Raw genomic sequence first — 21,886 nt, 5'->3', positions numbered from 1 at the left:
GTGATGAGCGCCTACCTCGCGACGATCCCCAGTCCCGACCGGGGGGTCTGGCACCTGGGACCGATCCCGCTCCGCGCGTACGCCCTGTGCATCATCGCCGGCATCATCGTGGCGATCTGGTGGGGCGAACGGCGCTGGGCCGCCCGCGGCGGCACCAAGGGCACGGTGATCGACATCGCGGTGTTCGCGGTGCCGTTCGGCCTGGTCGGCGGCCGGTTGTACCACGTGATCACCGACCCCGAGCTGTACTTCACCGAGGGCAAGAACCCCTGGAACGCGTTCGCGATCTGGGACGGCGGCCTCGGCATCTGGGGCGCCATCGCCCTCGGCGCGGTGGGCGCGCTCATCGCGTGCCGCCGCAAGGGCATCCCGCTGCCGGCGATGGCGGACGCGATCGCCCCGGGCATCGTCGTCGCGCAGGCCATCGGCCGCATCGGCAACTACTTCAACCAGGAGCTCTACGGCGCGCACACCGACCTGCCGTGGGGCCTGGAGGTCTACCAGCGGATCAACATCGACGACCCGAGCAATCTGCTCAACGGCGTCGCGATCGACCACATCCCGCTGCCGGAGAGCCCGGTCCACCCGACGTTCCTGTACGAGCTGATCTGGAACCTGCTGGTCGCGCTGCTGGTCGTCTGGGCGGACCGGCGCTTCAAGCTCGGGCACGGGCGGGCGTTCGCGCTGTACGTCGCCGGCTACACGGTCGGCCGCGGCTGGATCGAGATGATGCGGACCGACACCGCGAACCACATCCTCGGCCTGCGGGTGAACGTGTGGACGTCGATCCTGCTGTTCGCCGCGGCGGTGGTGTACTTCGTGCTGGCCGGGAAGCGGGGCCCGCGGGAGCTGCCGGAGACGCTGGTGAGCAAGGACGCGCCCGGGCCGGACGAGGTGCCGGTCGACGACGCTTCCCCGGCGGACGGGGAGCCCGAGCACGCGAAGGTGGCGGCCGAGGCCCCGGCCGCGGAGAAGCCCGCCGACGAAGCCCCGGCCGAAGAGCCCAAGAAGACCGACGAGAGCTGACCGTGGCCATGAGGGGCACCCCCCATGGCTTTACGGCCAGGGCTGGCGGCAAAGTCGTGGTGGCGGGCAGGTTCGGCGGCCGGCGTGCGGGTACGCCCGGGCTCGCCGCACGAGACCCAGCCCGTCACACCCTTCCAACTGGACATGAGCCGAAGGGCCGACCGGGGCGTTCGTCCTGATCTCGGGTTCCGGATGTCATGAACGACTCTTTCATCGCGTCCGGCGAGGTGAACGACTCGTTCATGACATCCGGAACCGCCGGACCCGGGGCGGCCGATCCGGCTTAGCGGGCCCCTGGCTTTTACGGCCACGAGGGTGCCCCTCAGGACAGGTCGGGCAGGCCCAGCTCCAGGTTGGGTGTCTGCAGCCCGCCGTCGACCTCGAGGATCTTGCCGGTGATGTACCCGCCGGCCCGCGAGGCCAGGAACACCACCGTCGCCGCGATGTCCTCCGCCTCGCCGATCTTGCCCAGCGGGGTGGCCGACTCCATCTTGGCCTTCAGCTCCGGGTTGCCCACCACGATCTCCAGGGCCGACGTCGCCACCGAGCCCACCGAGATCGCGTTCACCCGGACTTTCGGGGCCAGGTCGGCCGCGGCCAGGCGGGTGTAGTGGGCCAGGGCCGCCTTCGCCGTTCCGTACGCCGCGAAGCCGCGGCCCGAGACGCGGCCCATCACCGACGAGATGTTGACGACCGAGCCGCCCGTTTTCACCAGGGCGGGGGCGGCCGCCGCCGTCAGCGCGTGCGCGGTCGAGACGTTGAAGCGGAACGCTTCCTCCAGGAAGTCCGGAGTGGTCTCCAGCAGGGGCCGCGGGTACGTGCCGCCGACGTTGTTGACCACCAGGTCGAGGCGCCCGAACTCGGCCACCGCCGTCTCGGCCAGTGCGGCCGCGGCGTCCGGTGCGGAGAGGTCGGCGGGGACGGTGACGGCGCGGCGGCCGGCCGCCGACACCCGGGCGGCCACTTCTTCGAGCTGGGCGGCGGTCCGGGAGGCGATGACCACGTCGGCGCCCGCTTCGGCGAGGGCCACGGCCGTGGCCGCGCCGATGCCGCGGCCGGCGCCGGTGACCACCGCGACCTGGTCGGTGAGCTTGAACCGGTCGAGGATCATGCGGCGAAATGTAACACGTTCTAGTGACGGCGGACACAGGCCGGATGTGCCGGGTCGGACTGGTCACGTTAGGCTCGACCGGAGTTTCCGGGCCGTATACTTAGCGCCGCGAACTACCGGGAACCCATCAGGAACTACGTCGTTCCGCGCTGCCGGATCGTTACCGTCCGGCGCTGTTCGGGGCAGTCCGAATTGATGCTGACGTGTTTCCCAGGTGTTAAAGTCGCGCTAACAAGCGGGCCATCGTCGTCCCGTGCGCTCCCGGCCGGTAGCCCGGCCCCGCACGACAGACGACGAAGGAGGTCCCTTCTTCATGATCTTCTCCGCCATTCCCGGCAAGCAGGGTCTCTACGACCCGGAGACCGAACAGGACTCCTGCGGTGTGGCCATGGTGGCCGACATCCGCGGGCGCCGCTCCCACGGGATCGTCACCGACGGCCTGGCCGCGCTGACGAACCTCGACCACCGCGGCGCCGCCGGCGCCGAACCCACCAGCGGCGACGGCGCCGGCATCCTGCTGCAGCTGCCCGATGTGCTGCTGCGTGCGGAAGCCGGCTTCGCGCTGCCCGAACCCGACGAACGCGGCCACCACACCTACGCCGCCGGCATCGCGTTCCTCCCCGAAGACGCCGAGCAGCGCCGCAAGGCCGTCGAGCTGGCCGAACGCATCGCCGTCGAAGAGGGCCTGGAGGTCCTCGGCTGGCGCGAGGTGCCGGTCGACGCCGACCGCGCCGACATCGGCCCGACCGCGCGCTCGGTCATGCCGCACTTCGCCATGCTTTTCGTCACCGCCGACGGAAAAGCGGGCCTGGAGCTCGACCGCTTGGCCTTCTGCCTGCGCAAGCGCGTCGAGCACGAAAGCGCGAACTCGGGCTGTGGCACGTACTTCCCGTCGCTGTCCTCGCGGACGATCGTCTACAAGGGCATGGTGACGCCGGAGCAGCTGCCGGCGTTCTTCGCCGACCTCCGCGACGAGCGGCTGGAAAGCGCCATCGCACTGGTGCACTCCCGCTTCTCCACCAACACCTTCCCGTCGTGGCCGCTGGCCCACCCGTTCCGGTTCGTGGCCCACAACGGCGAGATCAACACCATCCGCGGCAACCGCAACCGCATGCGGGCCCGCGAGGCGCTGCTGGAATCCGAGCTCCTCGACGGCGACCTGTCGCGGCTGTTCCCGATCTGCTCGCCGGACGCGTCGGACTCGGCTTCCTTCGACGAGGTCCTCGAGCTGCTGCACCTGGGCGGCCGGTCGCTGCCGCACGCGGTGCTCATGATGATCCCGGAGGCGTGGGAGAACCACGCCACCATGAAGCCCGAGCGCCGCGCGTTCTACCAGTTCCACGCCAGCCTGATGGAGCCGTGGGACGGCCCGGCGTGCGTCACCTTCACCGACGGCAGCCTGGTCGGGGCGGTCCTGGACCGCAACGGCCTGCGCCCCGCGCGCTGGTGGCGCACGGCCGACGACCGCGTCGTCCTCGCCAGCGAGGCCGGCGTCCTGGACGTTCCCGCCGCCGACGTCGTGGCCAAGGGACGGCTCAAGCCCGGCAAGATGTTCCTCGTCGACACCGAGGCCGGCCGGATCGTGGACGACGAAGAGGTCAAGTCCGCCCTCGCCGGCGAACTGCCCTACGACGCCTGGCTGCACGCCGGGCTGCTGGAGATCGCCGAGCTGCCCGACCGCGACCACGTCGTGCAGAGCCACGATTCGGTGCTGCGCCGCCAGCTTTCCTTCGGCTACACCGAAGAAGAACTCAAGATCCTGCTCGCGCCGATGGCGGAGAAGGGTGCCGAGCCGATCGGCTCGATGGGCTCGGACACCCCGCCCGCGGTGCTGTCGCAGCGATCCCGGCTCCTCTACGACTACTTCAAGCAGAACTTCGCGCAGGTCACCAACCCGCCGCTGGACGCGATCCGCGAAGAGCTCGTCACCTGCATGGCGCGGATCATGGGCCCGGAACGCAACCTCCTGGCTCCCGGCCCGGCGTCGTGCCGGCACCTGAAGCTGCCGTACCCCGTCATCGACAACGACGAGCTGGCGAAGCTCATCCACATCAACGACGACGGCGACCTCCCCGGCTTCGCCTGCAGTGTCCTTTCCGGACTGTACGAAGTGGACGGTGGCGCCGAGGCGCTGGCCGGTGCGATCGAGCGCGTCCGGCGTGAGGCGTCCGAGGCGATCGCGGCCGGCGCGCGCACGCTGGTGCTGTCCGACCGCGACTCCGACCACCGGATGGCGCCGATCCCGTCGCTGCTGCTGGTTTCCGCGGTGCACCACCACCTGGTCCGCACCAAGGAACGCCTGCGCGTCGCGCTCGTCGTCGAATCCGGCGACGCCCGCGAGGTGCACCACATCGCGCTGCTGCTCGGCTATGGCGCCGCCGCGGTCAACCCGTACCTGGCCTTCGAGACCATCGAGGACATGATCGGGCAGGGCGCGGTCACCGGCATCGAACCCGCCAAGGCGATCCGCAACTACGTGCAGGCGCTCGTGAAGGGCGTCCTGAAGATCATGTCCAAGATGGGCATCTCGACGGTCGGCGCGTACACCGCCGCCCAGGTCTTCGAATCCCTCGGCCTGGCCCAGGACCTGCTCGACGAGTACTTCACCGGGACGTCGTCGAAGCTCGGCGGCGTCGGCCTGACCGTGCTCGCCGAAGAGGTGGCCGTGCGCCACCGCCGCGCGTATCCGGACAACCCGACCGAGCGCGTCCACCGCGGACTCGACACCGGCGGCGAGTACGCCTACCGCCGCGAGGGCGAGCTGCACCTGTTCACGCCGGAGACGGTGTTCCTGCTGCAGCACGCGTCCAAGACCGGCCGCGAAGAGGTGTACCGCAAGTACACCGACGAGGTGCACCGCCTCTACCGCGAAGGCGGCACGCTGCGCGGGCTGTTCGCCTTCCGCGACGGCGTCCGCGAGCCGGTGCCGCTCGACGAGGTCGAGCCCGCCGAAGCGATCTTCAAGCGCTTCAACACCGGCGCGATGTCGTACGGCTCGATCTCGGCCGAGGCGCACGAAACCCTGGCCATCGCGATGAACCGCATCGGCGGCCGGTCCAACACCGGTGAGGGTGGCGAGGACCCGGAACGGCTCTACGACCCCGAGCGGCGCAGCGCGATCAAGCAGGTCGCTTCGGGCCGCTTCGGCGTGACGAGCGAGTACCTGGTCAACGCCGACGACATCCAGATCAAGATGGCGCAGGGCGCCAAGCCCGGCGAGGGCGGCCAGCTGCCGCCGAACAAGGTGTACCCGTGGATCGCGCGGACCCGGCACTCGACGCCGGGCGTGGGCCTCATTTCGCCGCCGCCGCACCACGACATCTACTCCATCGAGGACCTGGCCCAGCTGATCCACGACCTCAAGAACGCCAACGAGCACGCCCGCATCCACGTGAAGCTGGTGTCCTCGCTGGGTGTCGGCACGGTCGCGGCGGGCGTGTCCAAGGCGCACGCGGACGTCGTGCTCATCTCGGGCCACGACGGCGGCACCGGCGCGTCCCCGATGAACTCGCTCAAGCACGCGGGCACACCGTGGGAGATCGGCCTCGCCGAGACCCAGCAGACGTTGCTGCTCAACGGATTGCGCGACCGGATCACCGTGCAGGTGGACGGCGCCATGAAGACCGGGCGCGACGTCGTCATCGCGGCGCTGCTCGGTGCCGAGGAGTACGGCTTCGCGACGGCCCCGCTCGTCGTCGCGGGCTGCATCATGATGCGCGTCTGCCACCTCGACACCTGCCCCGTCGGCGTCGCTACGCAGAGCCCCGAACTGCGCAAGCGCTACACCGGCCAGGTCGAGCACGTCGTGAACTTCTTCAGGTTCATCGCCGAAGAAGTCCGCAAAACCCTTGCGGCGCTGGGCTTCCGCACACTCGACGAGGCCATCGGCCACGCCGAGCTGCTGGACACCGACGAGGCCGTCGACCACTGGAAGGCGTCCGGTCTGGACCTGGCGCCGATCTTCGAGATGCCGTCGGAGACCCCGTACGGCGGCGCCAAGCGGCGCACCCGCGGCCAGGACCACGGCCTCGAGCACGCGCTCGACCGCACGCTCATCCAGCTCGCCGAGGCGGCGCTGGAAGACGCGCACCACGTGAACATCGAGCTGCCGGTGCGCAACGTCAACCGGACCGTCGGCACGCTGCTCGGCTCGGAGATCACCCGCCGCTACGGCGGGGACGGCCTGCCCGAGGGCACGATCAACGTCACGCTCACCGGCTCGGCGGGGCAGTCGCTCGGCGCGTTCCTGCCGCGCGGCATCACCCTCGACATGGTCGGCGACGCGAACGACTACGTCGGCAAGGGTCTGTCCGGCGGCCGGATCGTGGTCCGCCCCGACCCGGTGGCGTCGTTCGCCGCCGAGGCGCAGACGATCGCGGGCAACACCATCGCCTACGGCGCGACCGGCGGTGAGATCTTCCTGCGCGGCCAGGTCGGCGAACGCTTCTGCGTCCGCAACTCCGGCGCCACGGTCGTGGCCGAGGGCGTCGGCGACCACGCCTTCGAGTACATGACCGGCGGCCGCGCGGTGGTGCTCGGCCCGACCGGGCGCAACCTGGCGGCCGGCATGTCCGGCGGCATGGCGTTCTTGCTCGACGTGGACCGCAAGAAGGTCAACCAGGACATGGTGGACCTGCTCAAGCCGACCGCGGACGACCTGGCCTGGCTCAAGAAAACGGTGCAGCAGCACCACGATCTCACCCGCTCCGCGGTGGCGGCCTCGCTGCTCGGCGACTGGCCGCGCCGGTCGGTGGCGTTCACCAAGGTGATGCCGCGCGACTACCAGCGGGTCCTGGACGCGGCGAAGGCGGCCAAGGCCGCCGGCCGCGACGTCGACGAGGCGATCATGGAGGCCGCTCGTGGCTGACCCGACCGGTTTCCTGAAGTACGACCGCGAAGAGCCGCCGAAGAAGTCCTACGAGGAACGGCTTTCTTCGTGGGGTGAGGTCTACGCGGACGTTCCTTCCGCCGAGCGCAACGAAAAGGTGCGCAAGCAGGCGTCGCGGTGCATGGACTGCGGCATCCCGTTCTGCCACTCCGGCGGCTCGGGTTGCCCGCTGGGCAACCTGATCCCGGAGTGGAACGACCTGGTCCGCCGCGGCGACTGGGCCGCGGCGAGCGACCGGCTGCACGCGACCAACAACTTCCCGGAGTTCACCGGGAAGCTGTGCCCGGCGCCGTGCGAGGCGGGCTGCGTGCTGTCGATCTCGCCGGACTCCGGCGGGCCGGTGGCGATCAAGCGCGTCGAGCAGACGATCGCCGACCAGTCGTGGGAAGCGGGCTACGTCCAGCCGCAGATGTCCGAAGTGGCCAGTGGCCGCCGCGTCGCGGTGGTCGGCTCCGGCCCGGCCGGCCTCGCGGCCGCCCAGCAGCTGACCCGCGCGGGCCACGAGGTCACGGTGTTCGAGCGCGACGACCGCCTCGGCGGCCTGCTGCGCTACGGCATCCCCGAGTTCAAGATGGAGAAGAAGGTCCTCGACCGCCGCCTCGCGCAGCTGCGCAAGGAGGGCACCCGGTTCGTCACCGGCTGCGAGGTCGGCGTCGACCTCTCGGTGGAAGACCTGCGCGCGCAGTACGACGCCGTCGTGCTGGCGGTCGGCGCCCTGCGCGGCCGCGACGACACGACGACGCCGGGCCGCGAGCTCACGGGCATCCACCTGGCGATGGAACACCTGGTCCCGGCCAACAAGTACGTCGAGGGCGACGGCCCGCCGTCGATCGACGCCCGCGACAAGCACGTCCTCATCATCGGCGGCGGCGACACGGGCGCGGACTCCTACGGCACGGCCACCCGCCAGGGCGCGCTTTCGGTGACCCAGCTGGACCAGTACCCGACCCCACCGTCCACAAGGGACAACAAGCGCTCGCCGTGGCCGACGTGGCCGTACATCCTGCGCACGTACCCGGCCCACGAGGAAGCGGGCGAGCGTAAGTTCGCGGTGGCGGTCAAGCGTTTCGTCGGCGACGAGACCGGCCACGTGCGCGCGGTCGAGCTCCAGCAGGTCCGCGTCCGCAAGGACCCGACGACGGGCCGCCGCGAGGTCATCCCGGTGACGGAGGAGATCGAGACGGTCCCGGCGGACCTGGTCCTGCTGGCGATCGGCTTCGAAGGCGTCGAGGAGATGCCGTTGCTCGACGGGCTGGGCCTTTCGCTGACCCGGCGGGGAACGCTTTCCTGCGGCGCGGACTGGCAGACGGAGACGCCGGGGGTGTTCGTTTGTGGTGACGCGCACCGTGGAGCGTCGCTGGTGGTGTGGGCGATCGCGGAGGGCCGTTCGGTGGCCAACGCGGTGGACACGTACCTGACTGGTGCTTCGGACCTGCCGGCACCAGTGCACCCGACGGCGCTGCCGCTCGCGGTCGTCTGATCGGTTCGTTTCTTCGGAGGCCCTCTCGCCACCGGTGAGGGGGCCTCCGGCGTAACACCGGACGTTCCCGCAGCGACGCTGGGAGAGCCGGCGAAAGGTCGAACGGGCGCTTCACCTCGCCGGTACCTCGTCGACCGGGTACCAACCGAGTGAGGTGCTGCTGGCGATGGCCCGTCGCGCGGCGGAGCCCGCGCGATCGCGGGTCCTCGCGGGCGTGGCGCAGTCGAACGAATGGCCATCGATCTTGTCAGCCTTCGGCCGGGCGAGTTCCCCGGTGTGCCCGAGGTGGTCGACCAGTTCGTCGCGCTCCAAGAGGCCCGGCTGGACCTTGCTCCCGAAGAGGGATGACTACGTCGACCGGCGGCCACGGCGACCGCCGAACGGCGGTGTGCGCTCCGTGTCGGGACAACTACTTTCGAGTAGCTGTGCCGCTTTTGCGGCAATTCACTTTCGCGGAAGGTGGGTGTCTTGAAGCGCACGACATTCCGGGCCGCGGTCCTCACCGCCGTCCTTTCGCTTGTGTTCGGCCTCGTCAGCACGCCCGCTCAGGCAGCGGCGAAACCCTTCTGGACGCCCGATGCCATGCGGGCGGCCGTTCCGATGGACAACCTCGTCAAGGTCCCCGCCTCCACGCCGAAAGACGTGGCCAAGGGGCAGAGCGCGATCATCCGGAGCATCCCCAACGCCGGAGGAGCCTGGACCGGCGGTGGCAAGATCACCCAGACCGCCGGGCGGGTGTTCTTCCTCTTCAACGGGCAGAAAGCGTCCTGCTCCGGGGACGCCGTCACCAGCGCCAACGGCAGTGTCGTCGTCACCGCCGGGCACTGCGTCAAGTACCAGGGCACCTGGCACACCGAATGGGTCTTCGTGCCCGGGTACACCAACGGCAACGCGCCCTACGGCCAGTGGGCCGCGAAGACCACGCTCACCACGCCGCAGTGGGAAGCCGGTGAGGACATGAACTACGACGTCGGCATGGCCGTCGTCAACCCGCTCGACGGGCAGCGGCTCACCGATGTCGTCGGCGCGCAGGGCATCGCCTTCAACCAGCCGAAGAACCAGAGCATGTACACCTTCGGCTACCCGGCCGCCGCGCCGTACGACGGGACGAAGCTCATCTACTGCAGCGGGAGCACCTTCACCGACTTCCTGCTGACCAAGGACCACGGCATGAACTGCACCATGACCGGCGGCTCCAGCGGCGGGCCGTGGTTCCTTTCGTTCGACGAGAGCACCGGGACCGGCGTGCAGGCTTCGGTCAACAGCTTCGGCTACACCTTCCTGCCCGGCTACATGTTCGGGCCGTACTTCGGCGCCGACGCGCAGAACCTGTACAACCGCGCGCAAGCCGCGTGACCGTCGTCAGCCCGGGGGTGGAGCCGTGGTTCCGGCCCCGGGGCTGACGTCCGCCGCGCAGCGCCGGGCCAGGCTTGCGGGCATGCGGAAAATCCTGCTGTCGCTCGCCTTCCTTCCCGTGCTCGCCGCTCCGCCGGCCGAAGCCGCGCCGAGTCCGAAGTGGACTGTCCCCTGCCCGGACTACGGCCTGAGCCCGTCGCCGACCGCGGGGCTCGAATGCGCGACCCTGCGCGTCCCGCTCGACTACGCGCACCCGGAGCGCACCATCGAGCTGACCCTCTCGCGCCGCGCCGGTGTCCCGGGCAAGCGGCGCGGGGTGCTGCTGATGAACCCCGGCGGGCCCGGCAGTCCCGGGCTCGCCATGCCCGCCCAGCTGGCGCGGCGGATGGGCGGGTCCGGCCTGCCCGACGCCTACGACGTCATCGGTTTCGACCCTCGGGGCACCGGCTACAGCACGCCGGTCACCTGCGATCTGACGCCGGAGCCGCGCGGCGCGGTGCTCGGGCCCTACGCCGAAGGACCCCGGGACGTCGCCGCCACCGCCGCGAAGGCGCGGGCCGTCGCGCGGCAATGCGCGACCGCGTCCACAAAGGACCTGCTGCCGCACATGACGACCGCGAACACCGCGCGCGACCTCGACCGGATCCGCGAGGCGCTCGGGGAGGAGAAGATCTCCTACTACGGCGTCTCGTACGGCAGCTACCTCGGCGCCGCCTACGCCTCGATGTTCCCCGGGCGCGGGTACCGGATCGTGCTGGACAGCGTGCTCGGACCGGGCGGCCTCGACTACCGTGCCCAGCTGCGGTTCGCGGAGGGGTTCGACGACCGCTTCCCGGACTTCGCGGCGTGGGCCGCGCGGCGCGACGACGGCTACCACCTGGGCCGGACCGAGGCGGCCGTGACGGCGAAGTTCTTCGCACTCGCCGCCGCTCGCGGGCCGGGGTTCCGGGCCGGCACGTGGAACGCGCTCTACGACGACGCGCTGTTCCCCGTCCTCGCCGCGGACTGGGCGGGCACCGCGCGGGCCGCGGGCGGTCCCCTCGACGGGGACAACCACGCCGCCCTCCAGCTGCAGGTGCTGTGCAACGACTCCGACTGGCCCGGGCGGATCGGCACCTACCAGCTCGTGGTCGAGCGCGAACGGCGCCGCCACCCGATGTTCGGCCCGGCCGCGGCGAACGTGAACCCGTGCGCGTTCTGGCCCGCCGGACGCGCGGAACCGGCGGTGCGCGTGGGCGGCCCCGGCCCGGCGAACGTCCTGCTGGTGCAGAACCTGCGCGACCCGGCGACCCCGCTGTCCGGCGCGCGCGAAACGCGAGCGGCGTTCGGGTCCCGGGCGCGGCTGGTGACCGTCGACGCCGGCGGGCACGGCGTCTTCACGCGGGAGAACGCGTGCGGCAACCGACTGGTGCTGGGCTACCTGCGCGACGGGGTCTTCCCGGCGGCGGACGGACCGTGCCGGTGAGGTCCGCAGCTCAGGGGGCCTGGGCTGACCGGGCGGAACGCGGTGAGGCGCGAACCTTATCCTGGTCTGCGTGAACTGGACTGTGGACGTCCCCGTCGACACACTGCCCGAACTGCCGCCGCTGCCGCCCGGTCTGCGGGAGCGGCTGGACGACGCGCTGGCCCGGCCGGCCGCGCAGCAGCCGGAGTGGCCCGACCCGGACGCGACCCGCCGGGTCCGCGGCGTGCTCGAGAGCGTGCCGCCGATCACGGTCCCGGCCGAGATCGACCGGCTCAAGGACCGGCTGGCCATGGTCGCCCGCGGCGAGGCGTTCCTCCTGCAGGGTGGCGACTGCGCCGAGACGTTCGAGTCCAACACCGAGCCGCACATCCGGGCCAACCTGCGCACGCTGCTGCAGATGGCCGTCGTGCTGACCTACGGCGCGAGCCTGCCGGTGGTCAAGGTCGGGCGCATCGCCGGCCAGTACGCGAAGCCGCGGTCGGCCGCGACGGACGCGCTGGGCCTGCCGGTCTACCGCGGCGACATCATCAACTCGCTCGTCGCCAAGCCCGAGCTGCGCGTGCCGGACCCCGGCCGGATGATCCGCGCCTACGCGAACGCGGGCGCCGCGATGAACCTGGTCCGCGCCCTCACCGGCGCCGGCATGGCCGACCTGCACCAGGTGCACGACTGGAACAAGGACTTCGTGTCGGCCTCGCCGGCGGCCCAGCGCTTCGAGGCGCTGGCCAACGAAATCGACCGCGGCCTGCGGTTCATGTCGGCGTGCGGGGTCACCGACACGTCGTTGCAGTCGACGGAGATCTTCGCCAGCCACGAAGCGCTGCTGCTCGACTACGAGCGCTCGATGCTGCGCCTGGACAACGCCGACGCGGCCGACCCGAAGCTCTACAACCTGTCCTCGCACTTCCTCTGGGTCGGCGAGCGGACCCGCCAGCTGGACGGCGCGCACATCGCGTTCGCCGAGCTGCTGGCCAACCCGATCGGGTTGAAGATCGGCCCGACGACCACGCCCGACCAGGCCGTGGAGTACGTCGAGCGGCTCGACCCGCGCAACGAGCCCGGCCGGCTGACGCTCATCGCGCGGATGGGCAACGGCAAGGTCCGCGAGGTGCTGCCGGCGATCGTCGAGAAGGTCGAGGCGTCCGGGCACAAGGTCATCTGGCAGTGCGACCCGATGCACGGCAACACGCACGAGTCGTCCACCGGCTACAAGACCCGACACTTCGACCGGATCGTCGACGAGGTCCAGGGCTTCTTCGAGGTGCACAACAAGCTGGGCACCTACCCGGGCGGCATCCACGTCGAGCTGACCGGCGAGGACGTCACCGAGTGCCTCGGCGGCGCCCAGGAGATCTCCGACGTCGACCTGTCGGGCCGCTACGAGACGGCCTGCGACCCGCGGCTGAACACGCAGCAGTCGCTGGAGCTGGCCTTCCTGGTCGCGGAGATGCTCCGCGGCTGACGGCTCACGCGCCCGCGCCGCCGTCGACCGGCACGATCGCGCCGGTCACCATCGACGCGCGGTCGCTGAGCAGCCAGGCGGCCGCCTCGGCGACCTCGCGGGGCTCGGCCATCCGCCCCAGCGGGATCGAGGCGGTGATCCGCTCGACGATCCCGGGGGTCGCGGCTTCCCACTCGTCGATCATGTCCGTGGCGGTGCCGCCGGGGGTGAGGCCGTTGACGCGGATGCCGTGCGGGCCCCACGTCACGGCCGCGGTCTCGGTGATGCTGTTCAGCGCCCGCTCATGGCGCCGTAGGCGGGCAGGGCGGGGTTGGCGCGGCGGCTGCCGATGCTCGAGGTGTTGACGATCGCCCCGCCGCCGGTGCGGCGCATGAGCGCGGCCTCCGCGGTCATGGCCGTCCAGTGCCCGCGGAAGTTCACCGCGAACTGCCGGTCGATGTCGTCCTCGCCGGTGGTGTCGAGCGGACCGGGGGACTGGATGGCCGCGCCGTTGTTGAACGCGCCGTCCAGCCGGCCGTGCCGCCGCTCGACCTGGTCGACGGCGGCCCGGATGCTCCCGGGATCGGCCAGGTCCAGCGCGACGCCGTCGGCGGTGCCGCCCTCGGCCCGGATCTCGGCGGCGAGGGCGTCGAGGGACGCGGTGGTGCGTGCGGCCAGCACGACGGAGGCGCCTTCGCGGGCGAAGAGGCGGGCCGCGGCCGCGCCGATGCCGCGGCTGGCGCCGGTGATGAGCACGACCTTGCCGCCGAGCAGGCCGGGCGAGGGGAAGTCACGGGAGTTCGTCATGCCTTCGACGCTGCCCCGGCCCGGAGCCGCGAGGCAGGCACAGGTCGTACCAGGATCCGGCGCCGCGCCCTTCGCATACTGGAGGGGTGGACAAGCAGGAGCTCGGAGCCTTCCTCCGCAGCCGTCGTGAGCGGCTGCGGCCGTCGGACGTCGGCCTGCCCTCGGGGCCGCGCCGGAGAACGCCGGGACTGCGCCGCGAGGAGGTCGCCGTGCTCGCGCACATCTCCACCGAGTACTACGTCCGCCTCGAGCAGGGCCGGGCACCGCGCCCGTCGGGCGAGGTCCTGGCCGGCATCGCCGAGGCGCTGCGGCTGACCGGTGCCGAGGCCGAGCACCTGCACGTCCTGGCGGGGACCGCGCCGATCCGGAGCGGGCACCACCGCCGTGCCGTGCGCCCCAGCATCCTGGCGCTGCTGCAGCGGCTGCCGCAGACGGCCGCCTTCGTCGTCTCCGCCACGTTCGAGGTGCTGGCGTGGAACGACCTCGCGGCGGCCCTGATGGCGGACTTCGCCGCGGTCCCGCCCGAGGAGCGCAACCTCGCCCGCAAGGCGTTCCTCGCGCCGGCCGGGTCCCTGTACCGGGTCTCCGACACCGCCGAGTTCCGGCTCAACGTCGTCATGGAACTGCGCGCGACCCTGGCCCGCTACCCGGCCGACCCGGCGGTGCGCGGGCTGGTCGACGAGCTGCGCGCGGGCAGCGCCGACTTCGCCCGGCTGTGGGAGCGCCACGACGTTCACGCGGCGCCGGTGCTCACCAAGACCTTCCGGCACCCGGCCGTGGGCGAGGTGACCGTCGACTGCGACTCCCTCACCCTGCCGGGCGACGACCAGCACCTCGTGCTCTACACCGCACCGCCCGGCTCCCGAAGCGCCGAGGCACTGGCGTTCCTGGAAGTGGTCGGCGCGGCGGGCGTGACACCTTAGGACGCGTCCACGAGCCGGTCCGCGGACTTCAGCACCGCGTCGCGCAGCGAGCCGACGTCCGGCACCGCCGCGCCGTTGACCTGCAGCCCGACGTGGACCGAGTCGCGGTAGGTGGCCACCGCGATGCCGACCGCGTGACGCGGGGCCAGCGGCACGAACGGGTAGATCTCGGCCACCCGGGCGCCGTCGATCGACAGGCGGGCCGGTGGCACCGGGACCGTGGTGACGACCAGGTCGAACAGCATCGGCGCGGCCAAGCCCGCGGTGCGCGTGCCCAGGCGGTGCAGCAGCGGCGGGACGCGGTCGGCCAGCAGCGGCAGCGCGCCGGCGCCCCGGCTGGGGCCCGCCGCCTTGTTGCGGGTCATCGCGCGGCGGACCGCGCGCAGCCGCTCGACCGGGTCGTCCTCGCCGACCGGCAGGTCGCACAGGTAGCCGGACAGCTTGTTGCCGCCGAGCCCGCCGCCCGCCCGGCCGCGCACGCTCACCGGGATCAGCGCGCGCAGCGTGCGGCCGTCGGCGCGCTGGCCGCGGTTGACCAGCCATTCGCGCAGCGCGCCGGAGAGCACCGCCAGCACGACGTCGTTCGTGGTGCCGCCGTGGGCCCGGCGCACCCGGCGCAGCTCCGCCAGCGGCAGCCGCACGAACCCGAGGCGTCGTTCGGCCGACGTCGGCGCCGACACCGGCGAGAGCGGCGGCCGCGCGGCCCGCACGAGGGACGAGGCGATCCCGGCGGTCTCGTTCGCCTGCCCCCACGCCGTGCCCAGCGCGTCCTTCACCGTGTCCAAAGTGGAGCGCGGCGCCGGGGTCGCCCGGGACGGCGCGGTGCTCCGCTCCGGCAGCTCGACGCCGTCGAGCAGGCCGGCCGCGACCGCGTACGCCCCGGCGCCGTCGGTGAGCGCGTGGTGCAGCTTGAGCAGCAGCGCGAACTTCCCGTCCGGCAGCCCGGTCACGACGGTGAGATCCCACAGCGGGCGGGTGGTGTCCAGCGGCTCGGCGATCCACCGCGACGCGAACGCCGCCAAGGGGTCCGGATCGTAGAGCGAGCTGAGCACGACGTGGTGGATGTGGTCGGTGGCAAGGAATCCCGCGTCCTCGGTCCAGCTGGCGGCGCCGGGCGGGAACAGCTCCGCGCGCGCCCGCTGGCGCAGCTTCGGCAGCCGTGCGGCCCGGTCGGCGTGGAGCGCCGTCAGAGCCCCGGCGTCCACCGGGCGGCGGGGGGTGAACGTGAGCACCGCCCCCATGTGCATCGGGGAGGTTTCGCTTTCCAGGCAAAGGAAAGCGACGTCGAGAGCGCTGAGCGGCGAGCCTGCCATGGGCGACCTTTCCTGGTTCGCGGGTGCACGGCCACGTGCGTCAGGAGGAGGGGATCCACTGCACCAGCCCGACATGACGGCCGGGTGGTCGAAGTGTTTCCACGACGCTAACTACTCACCCTGTTCATCCATTCGAGATACCCCGGGTCGCGGTGCCCGGGGTCACAGATCAGCTGGTGGTCACTCGCCCGGGGTGGATCCGGGCTGCTCCGCCCGCACCACCGGGGTCCCCCAATCGGGGGTCAGTGCCACTTGCTTGCCGACCCGGCGGACCGGCAGGCCGTTCGCCTGCCGCTTGCCGAGTCCCGGCCAGATCTCCGCGGCGTCCTTCGCGGCGGCCCGGATCGCGCCGCCGTCGAGGGTCGTCCGGGTCTCCGGGATTTCCCGGTCGGTCCACTGCACGACGAGCTTGAGCGGGCCGGCCGGGGGCAGCGGCCACAGGAACACCTCGTGCTCGACGGCGAAGCGCGTACCGCCCGCCGCCTGCGCCCGCAGCACCGGGCCGTCGGGCTCGGCGGCCGAGGGCACCGACACCGTTTCCGAGCTGGCCCGGCTGCCGTCGGCGTAGAGCACGCCGATCAGCAGCCCGTTGTAGTCCGGCTTGCGCCGGTGGTCGATCAGCCCCTCGGCGGGGTCGTCGAGCAGGCTGTCCCGCGAGTACACCGTGATGCGCAGCGTCAGCGCCTCCGGCCACACCTCGATGGCCCGCAGCGCGACCACCGTGCGGTCGGCGCGGCCCAGCGGCTGAGCCCAGCTCAGCACGGCCGGGACGATGTGCTCGCGCGGGGCGTCGGTCCAGTGCCGGCCGTTGAACGCGTACAACTCCTGCTCCGGGACGGGGAACAGGGGACGTTCACGGGGACCGCCGGTGAAGAAGCTCATCGGACGGCCCGCGACACGCAGTCCGGCACCATGCGCCCACGGTAGGACAACGGCCGGGGAATTGCCGCCCCCGATCGGGCGTACGGCCCCGGCTTCCCGTGATCCGGGACACCGGGGCCGTACGCTCCGTGGCCGGTCAGTCGCTCAGCTTGAGCTCGCCGTTCTTGCGCGCGCCTTCGTCGAGCTCGTTCTCGGCCGGCTTGCCCATGGCGTCCATGAGCTGCCGGGCCAGGCCGAGACCGGTTCCGCCGAGCGAAAGCGCCTTGGCGAACATGTCGGACATGCCGTCGGCGCCGTTGAGCACGACCATGTGGTCGATGTTGCCGAACGCGCTCGCGCCCGCCTCGACGATCTCCGGCCAGCGCTCGGCCAGCTGCTGCGCGACGACGGCTTCCTGGTTCTCCGCCAGCGCCGCCGCGCGCGCCTTGATGGCGTCCGCCTCGGCGAGACCCTTCGCCCGGGCCGACTCCGCTTCGGCGAGACCCTTCGCCTTCGCGGCTTCGGCGTCGGCCAGACCGCGGGCCTTGGCCGCGGCCGCCTCCGCTTCACCGGTCGCCCGGGTCGCCCCGGCCGCCGCCTCCGCCCGGGCCTTCGTGGCCTGCGCCTCGGCTTCGGCCGCCGTCTTCACGCGGGTCGCGTCCGCCGCGGCCCGCAGCTCGGTCTCCTTCGCCTCGGCCTGGGCCTTCGCGATCGAAGCGTCACGGGCGGCGTCGGCCGTCGTCCGCGTGTCGTACGCCTTCGCGTCGGCCGGCTTGCGGACCTGCGACTGCAGCCGCTGCTCGGCCAGCGCCGCTTCCAGCTCGGCCGCGCGGGTCTCCTGGACGACGACCTCCTGGCGCGCGGTCGCCTCGGCCAGCGGGCCCGACTGCGACGCCTTCGCCCGGGCCTGGTCCACCTCGGCCTGGTAACCGGCCTGCTGGATCTGGCTTTCGCGGACCGCGGCCGCCTTCTTCGCCGCGGAGACCTGCTCGACCTCGGCGGCCTCCTGGTCGCTGCGCGCCTCGGCGATGCGGGCCGAAGCGGCGATCGCGGCGGCGTGCGGCTTGCCGAGGTTGGTGATGTAGCCCGATTCGTCGTCGATCTCCTGGATCTGCAGCGAATCCACGATCAGCCCGAGCTTGATCATCTCCGTGGCCGAGGACTGGCGCACCTCGCCGGTGAGCGCGTCGCGGTTGTGGATCATCTCCTCGATGGTCAGCCCGCCCACGATCGAGCGCAGGTGCCCGGAGAACAGCTCGTGGATCGTGTCGTTCATGCCCTTCTGCTGGTCCAGGAACCGGCGGGCGGCGTTGGCGATGGAGGCGAAGTCGTCCCCGACCTTGTAGATGACGACGGCCCGCACGGTCACCGGCAGGCCCTGCTTGGTCACGCAGGAGACCTGCAGGTTGACGCCCCGGGTGTCCAGCGACAGCCGCCGCGCGGTCTGGAAGCCGGGCAGGACGTTCACCCCGCGCCCGGTGATGATCTTGAAGCCCAGGCTGTCCGCGGTGTCCGCGCGGTCGACGCGGACGCCGAGCCCGGAGATGATCAGGGCTTCGTTCGGCTCGGCGACCTTGTAGAGCAGCCGCAGGATGCCGAAGATCACCACCAGCGCGACGATGAGACCGCCGATGGAAAGCAGCACGATTTCCACGAGACTCATGGCACCGACCCCCTCGCTCTTCTGTTGTGGGTGTGTTGGTGCCTCTTCGACGCCGTCAGCGGCTCAGCGGTTGCCACCGTTCGACATAAACCGTTCGCGGGGGTTCGAAGTCGACCACGAGCACCTGCGTGCCGGAGCGGTAGGTCTCGTCCGGGTCGGCCGGGTAGGCGTAGAACGCCTCCGTGCCGCCCCGGACGTTCAGCAGCACTTCGCCGATGAGGCCGGGGCCGATCGTGCCGGTGACGCGGCCGCGGCTGCCGATCACTGGCCGAAGCCCTTGAGCTTGACCTTGGAGCCCTTCTGCACGAACGACCCCGGCTGCGGGTCCTGGTTGAAGACGAAGTCGAACCCGCCGCCGTTCCCGCGGCCGCGGCCGCCGTCGCGGTCGGCCTTCAGCCCGGCCTGCTCGAGGATCTTCTGCGCGTCGTCGAACGAGCGGAACCGGACGTCCGGCACCTGGACGGCGTTGTTCACGAAGACGCCGATCCGCTTTTCCTTCGCCTGCGAGCCGCCCGGCGGGTCGGTCCGGGTGACGGCGCCGCCCGCGACGTCCTGCTTGAACTCCTCGCCCGCCTGGAACGGCTCGAAGCCGGCCTGCTGCAGCAGCTGGAAGGCTTCGTCCTTGCTCCGGCCGGTGACGTCCGGGACCGGCGGCAGCGGGATCGGGCCCTTCGACACGATGATCGTGACCTGGCCGCCGATGTTCAGCTGGCTGCCGGCGGAGGGCTCGGTGCGGATGACCGCGCCCTGCGGGACCTCGGCGTCGTAGTCGTCGGTGCCGCGGACCGGGGTCAGCCGGGCCGTCTTGATCGCCTGCTCGGCGTCGGGCAGCGCGGTGCCGGGCCGGACGTCCGGGACCGCCGGGCGGCCCTTGGACAGCACGACCGACACCGTCGAGTTCGGCGCCAGCGGCGTGCCTTCGCCGGGCTCGGCGCGCAGCACGGTGTTCGACGGGACGCTGTTGTCGTACTCCTGGCTGAACTGCGGGGTCAGCTTCACCGACCGCAGCGCGTCGCCGGCCGCGGCCTGGTTCAGCCCCACGAGCTTCGGCACCGTCGCGGTCTTGTCGCCGCCGGTGTCGGTGAGCATGAAGACGAACGCGGTGATCAGCCCGCCGAACAGCAGCGCCGCGCCGGCGACGATGGCGATGAGCTTGCGCTTGTCCTTCGGCTTCTCCGGTTCCGGCTCGCTCCGCCGCCGCGGCGGGTGGGGGCGGACGGGCGGGATCTGCTGGGTGATCCCCGGCGGCGGGGTGCCCGGGTGGCTCAGCGCCCGCGTCGCGTTCGGGCGGTGCACCGGCATCGTCCGCTGGCCGTCCGGCACCTGCGGGATGCGCGGCAGGGTGCGTTCGGTGTCGGCGTGGTCGCCCTGGCCGTGGGAGACCGGGATCGGCACGTTCACCGGCAGCAGCCCCAGCTGGGCGCGCACCGCGGTCAGCTCGGTGAGGAACTCGCCGGCGTCGGCCGGGCGCTGCTCGGGGTCGCGGCGCGTCGCGCGCGTGATCAGGTCGTCGAGCTCCGGCGGCAGGTCCGGGCGCAGCAGGCTCGGGCGCGGCACGTCGTCGTTCACGTGCCGGTAGGCCACCGAGATCGCCGTGTCGCCGGTGTAGGGCACCTGGCCGGTCAGCATTTCGTAGAGCAGGATCCCGGCCGAGTAGACGTCGCCGCGTGCCGACGCCGAGCCGGTTTCGACCTGCTCGGGGGAGAGGTAGGCGACGGTGCCGAGGATGACGCTCGAGCTCGTCGTGCCCGCGCTCGCCACCGCCCGCACCAGGCCGAAGTCCGCGACCTTCACCGCGCCGCCGGTGTGCGGGCCGGACCGGCCGATCAGCACGTTCTCCGGCTTGACGTCCCGGTGCACCAGCCCGGCCCGGTGCGCCGACGCCAGCGCCGAGAGCACCGGCTCGGCCACGCTCAGCGCCAGCGCGATGTCCAGGGGACCCCGCTCGTCGAGCAGGTCGCGCAGCGTCCCGCCGTCCACCAGCTCCATGACCAGGAACGCCAGCCCGGACTCGGCGCCCTGCGGCAGGTCGAAGCCCTGGTCGTGCACCGCCACGACGTGCGGGTGGTGCAGCTGCGCCGCGGACTGGGCCTCGCGCACGAAGCGGTCGACGAACGACCGGTCGTCCGCGAACCGCGGGTCCATGATCTTGATCGCGACCGGACGGTCCAGCCGGGTGTCGGTCCCCCGGTAGACGGAAGACATCCCGCCGTGGGCCAGCAGCCGGTCCACCCGGTAGCGCCGCTCGAGGAGCGTGCCGGCCAGGCTGGGGTGGGTGCGTGTCACGGGTATGGATCGTACGGAACCGCACACGCCTCGTGGAGGAGACCTCGCGGGTCACCCGTGCGCACTAGCGGGTGCGGGAGCCGAATGTGGCACAGTGTCACCTGTGAGTGGGATTCCTGTCGCCGATGACGTCCTCGACACCGCCATCGCGGTCCTCCCGTTGCCCGAGGTCGCGAAAGCGCTCGGGACTTCGACCAACAAGGTCCGGCAGATGCTGCGCGACGGGCAGCTGATCGCGCTGAAGCGCGGCGGCGAACTGTGCGTGCCCAGTGACTTCTTCGTCAAGGACGGCGTGGTCAAGGGCCTGGCCGGCACCATCACGGTGCTCGCCGACTCCGGGTTCAGCCGGACGGAGATGCTCCGGTGGCTGTTCACGGCGGACGACACCCTGCCCGGCAGCACTCCGGTCAACGCGCTGCGCACCAGCCACGGCACCGAGGTCAAGCGGCGCGCGCAGGCGATGGCGTTCTGACCTGCGCAGACAGCTGAGCGCCGCGACGGCCTGAACGGCCGCGGCGACGCCGAGGCACGCGGGGAGCGACCACGCGGCCAGCGGACCGGCCAGTGCGGCTCCCGCCGCCAGCCCGGTGATCTTCACGCTCGCCGCCGTCGTGAACACCTGCGCGCGGACGTGCTCGGGCGCTTCCCGGTGGCGGATCGCGAACAAGGCCGTGAGCTGCGGACCTTCGGCGAATCCGGCGGTGGCCGCGGCGACCAGCAGCAGGATCACGCCGTCGGCGAGCGCGGCCAGGACGGCGCTCGCGGCCAGGAGGAGCGTGCTCAGCCACACCGTGCGGTCCGGCGCCCACGGCAGCGGCTTCTTCGCGAAGACGGCGTTGACCAGCAGCGACGTCACGGCCAGGACGGTCATCAGCAGTGCGCCGTCCGCGGGGCCGCGCAGGTGCGCCGCGCCGAGGAGCGGGTAACAGACGGTGACCATGCCGATCCCGGCGCAGGAGAGGGTCGAGGCGGCCGTCGCCCGCCTCAGCGCGGCGTTGCGGACCAGAACCGTGAAGCCCTCCTTGAGGTGGGTCGTCGCCTTCCCGGGTTTCTCCGGCAGTGCCCACGCCACCGGCACCGCGACGCCGACCATGGCGACGGCCACGACGAGCCCGGCCGGCCCGCCGAGCAGCCCCGCGAGCCCGGGCCCGGCGAGCGCGGCGGCGGTGAAGGTGAGGGCGTCGAGCCGGCTGGCGCGGGGGAGTGCGGGCCCGGCGACGGCGGGCAGCTGAGCAGTCCAGCCGCCCGCGATGGCGGGGTTGAGCA

16 protein-coding genes and 1 pseudogene are annotated in these 21,886 nt (G+C 72.0%); 10 read left to right on the top strand and 7 right to left on the bottom strand.

Going from position 1 to position 21,886, the window contains the following annotated elements:
- Positions 1 to 3 precede the first annotated feature (3 nt).
- The gene (lgt, locus tag MUY14_RS24940; RefSeq protein ID WP_247012369.1) at positions 4 to 1,026 is read left to right on the top strand and encodes a prolipoprotein diacylglyceryl transferase; all 1,023 of its coding nucleotides are present in this window, start codon (positions 4 to 6) and stop codon (positions 1,024 to 1,026) included.
- Between the two features lie 322 nt (positions 1,027 to 1,348).
- Here lgt and MUY14_RS24935 read toward each other — a convergent pair whose 3' ends face one another.
- A complete protein-coding gene (locus tag MUY14_RS24935) occupies positions 1,349 to 2,137 on the bottom strand; it encodes an SDR family oxidoreductase (protein WP_247012367.1) in 789 nt (262 codons plus the stop codon).
- Positions 2,138 to 2,450: 313 nt separating this feature from the next.
- Here MUY14_RS24935 and gltB point away from each other — a divergent pair, with 313 nt between their 5' ends.
- The 5 genes from gltB to MUY14_RS24910 all read left to right on the top strand — a co-directional run bounded on the left by gltB (position 2,451) and on the right by MUY14_RS24910 (position 12,788).
- Positions 2,451 to 7,004, top strand: a complete 4,554-nt coding sequence (gltB, locus tag MUY14_RS24930; protein WP_247012365.1) for a glutamate synthase large subunit — start codon at positions 2,451 to 2,453, stop codon at positions 7,002 to 7,004.
- The gene (locus MUY14_RS24925) at positions 6,997 to 8,505 is read left to right on the top strand and encodes a glutamate synthase subunit beta (protein ID WP_247012363.1); all 1,509 of its coding nucleotides are present in this window, start codon (positions 6,997 to 6,999) and stop codon (positions 8,503 to 8,505) included. The genes gltB and MUY14_RS24925 overlap by 8 nt, the downstream gene beginning before the upstream one ends.
- A gap of 468 nt (positions 8,506 to 8,973) precedes the next feature.
- A complete protein-coding gene (locus MUY14_RS24920; protein WP_247012361.1) occupies positions 8,974 to 9,861 on the top strand; it encodes a serine protease in 888 nt (295 codons plus the stop codon).
- An 82-nt stretch (positions 9,862 to 9,943) separates the two neighbouring features.
- Positions 9,944 to 11,326 carry an alpha/beta hydrolase gene (locus MUY14_RS24915; RefSeq protein WP_247012359.1) on the top strand — a complete coding sequence of 461 codons (1,383 nt, stop codon included), beginning with the start codon at positions 9,944 to 9,946 and terminating at the stop codon, positions 11,324 to 11,326.
- 70 nt (positions 11,327 to 11,396) lie between these two features.
- Positions 11,397 to 12,788: a class II 3-deoxy-7-phosphoheptulonate synthase gene (locus MUY14_RS24910; RefSeq protein WP_247012357.1), complete on the top strand. Its 1,392-nt coding sequence runs from the start codon at positions 11,397 to 11,399 to the stop codon at positions 12,786 to 12,788.
- A 4-nt stretch (positions 12,789 to 12,792) separates the two neighbouring features.
- On the opposite strand, the pseudogene MUY14_RS24905 reads toward MUY14_RS24910, so the two are convergent.
- Positions 12,793 to 13,574: pseudogene (locus tag MUY14_RS24905) on the bottom strand (SDR family NAD(P)-dependent oxidoreductase).
- Positions 13,575 to 13,660: 86 nt separating this feature from the next.
- Between MUY14_RS24905 and MUY14_RS24900 the strand changes: the two are divergent.
- On the top strand, positions 13,661 to 14,497 hold the full coding sequence (locus MUY14_RS24900; RefSeq protein ID WP_247012355.1) for a helix-turn-helix transcriptional regulator: 837 nt from the start codon (positions 13,661 to 13,663) through the stop codon (positions 14,495 to 14,497).
- Here MUY14_RS24900 and MUY14_RS24895 read toward each other — a convergent pair.
- From MUY14_RS24895 to pknB, 5 genes are all read right to left on the bottom strand, one after another.
- Positions 14,494 to 15,810, bottom strand: a complete 1,317-nt coding sequence (locus MUY14_RS24895; RefSeq protein ID WP_281506178.1) for a wax ester/triacylglycerol synthase family O-acyltransferase — start codon at positions 15,808 to 15,810, stop codon at positions 14,494 to 14,496. The two genes, MUY14_RS24900 and MUY14_RS24895, sit on opposite strands and share 4 nt — an antisense overlap.
- Positions 15,811 to 15,990: 180 nt before the next feature.
- Positions 15,991 to 16,692, bottom strand: coding sequence for a hypothetical protein (locus MUY14_RS24890; protein WP_247012353.1), 702 nt, complete (start codon positions 16,690 to 16,692; stop codon positions 15,991 to 15,993).
- Positions 16,693 to 16,828: 136 nt separating this feature from the next.
- The gene (locus MUY14_RS24885; protein ID WP_247012352.1) at positions 16,829 to 18,334 is read right to left on the bottom strand and encodes a flotillin family protein; all 1,506 of its coding nucleotides are present in this window, start codon (positions 18,332 to 18,334) and stop codon (positions 16,829 to 16,831) included.
- A gap of 55 nt (positions 18,335 to 18,389) precedes the next feature.
- Entirely contained in the window at positions 18,390 to 18,599 is a 210-nt protein-coding gene (locus MUY14_RS24880; RefSeq protein ID WP_247012350.1) for a hypothetical protein, read from the bottom strand.
- The gene (pknB, locus tag MUY14_RS24875) at positions 18,596 to 20,620 is read right to left on the bottom strand and encodes a Stk1 family PASTA domain-containing Ser/Thr kinase (RefSeq protein WP_247012348.1); all 2,025 of its coding nucleotides are present in this window, start codon (positions 20,618 to 20,620) and stop codon (positions 18,596 to 18,598) included. The genes MUY14_RS24880 and pknB overlap by 4 nt, the downstream gene beginning before the upstream one ends.
- A gap of 103 nt (positions 20,621 to 20,723) precedes the next feature.
- Here pknB and MUY14_RS24870 point away from each other — a divergent pair, with 103 nt between their 5' ends.
- From MUY14_RS24870 to MUY14_RS24860, 3 genes are all read left to right on the top strand, one after another.
- Entirely contained in the window at positions 20,724 to 21,092 is a 369-nt protein-coding gene (locus tag MUY14_RS24870) for an Rv2175c family DNA-binding protein (RefSeq protein ID WP_247012346.1), read from the top strand.
- A 115-nt stretch (positions 21,093 to 21,207) separates the two neighbouring features.
- On the top strand, positions 21,208 to 21,546 hold the full coding sequence (locus tag MUY14_RS24865) for a hypothetical protein (protein WP_247012344.1): 339 nt from the start codon (positions 21,208 to 21,210) through the stop codon (positions 21,544 to 21,546).
- A gap of 6 nt (positions 21,547 to 21,552) precedes the next feature.
- Positions 21,553 to 21,852: a hypothetical protein gene (locus MUY14_RS24860; RefSeq protein ID WP_247012342.1), complete on the top strand. Its 300-nt coding sequence runs from the start codon at positions 21,553 to 21,555 to the stop codon at positions 21,850 to 21,852.
- Positions 21,853 to 21,886 lie beyond the last annotated feature (34 nt).

This window comes from Amycolatopsis sp. FBCC-B4732, from assembly GCF_023008405.1.
Taxonomy (GTDB): Bacteria; Actinomycetota; Actinomycetes; order Mycobacteriales; family Pseudonocardiaceae; genus Amycolatopsis; species Amycolatopsis pretoriensis_A.
The sequence above is the reverse complement of the archived record's forward strand: the minus strand, read 5'-3'. Positions and strand labels throughout refer to the sequence as shown.

Excerpts from the sequence above, each read along its gene's own strand:
- lgt (WP_247012369.1), top strand. The coding sequence starts at position 4 with ATGAGCGCCTACCTCGCGACGATCCCCAGTCCCGACCGGGGGGTCTGG.
- MUY14_RS24935 (WP_247012367.1), bottom strand. The coding sequence starts at position 2,137 with ATGATCCTCGACCGGTTCAAGCTCACCGACCAGGTCGCGGTGGTCACC.
- gltB (WP_247012365.1), top strand. The coding sequence starts at position 2,451 with ATGATCTTCTCCGCCATTCCCGGCAAGCAGGGTCTCTACGACCCGGAG.
- MUY14_RS24915 (WP_247012359.1), top strand. The coding sequence starts at position 9,944 with ATGCGGAAAATCCTGCTGTCGCTCGCCTTCCTTCCCGTGCTCGCCGCT.
- MUY14_RS24895 (WP_281506178.1), bottom strand. The coding sequence starts at position 15,810 with ATGGCAGGCTCGCCGCTCAGCGCTCTCGACGTCGCTTTCCTTTGCCTG.
- MUY14_RS24890 (WP_247012353.1), bottom strand. The coding sequence starts at position 16,692 with ATGAGCTTCTTCACCGGCGGTCCCCGTGAACGTCCCCTGTTCCCCGTC.
- MUY14_RS24885 (WP_247012352.1), bottom strand. The coding sequence starts at position 18,334 with ATGAGTCTCGTGGAAATCGTGCTGCTTTCCATCGGCGGTCTCATCGTC.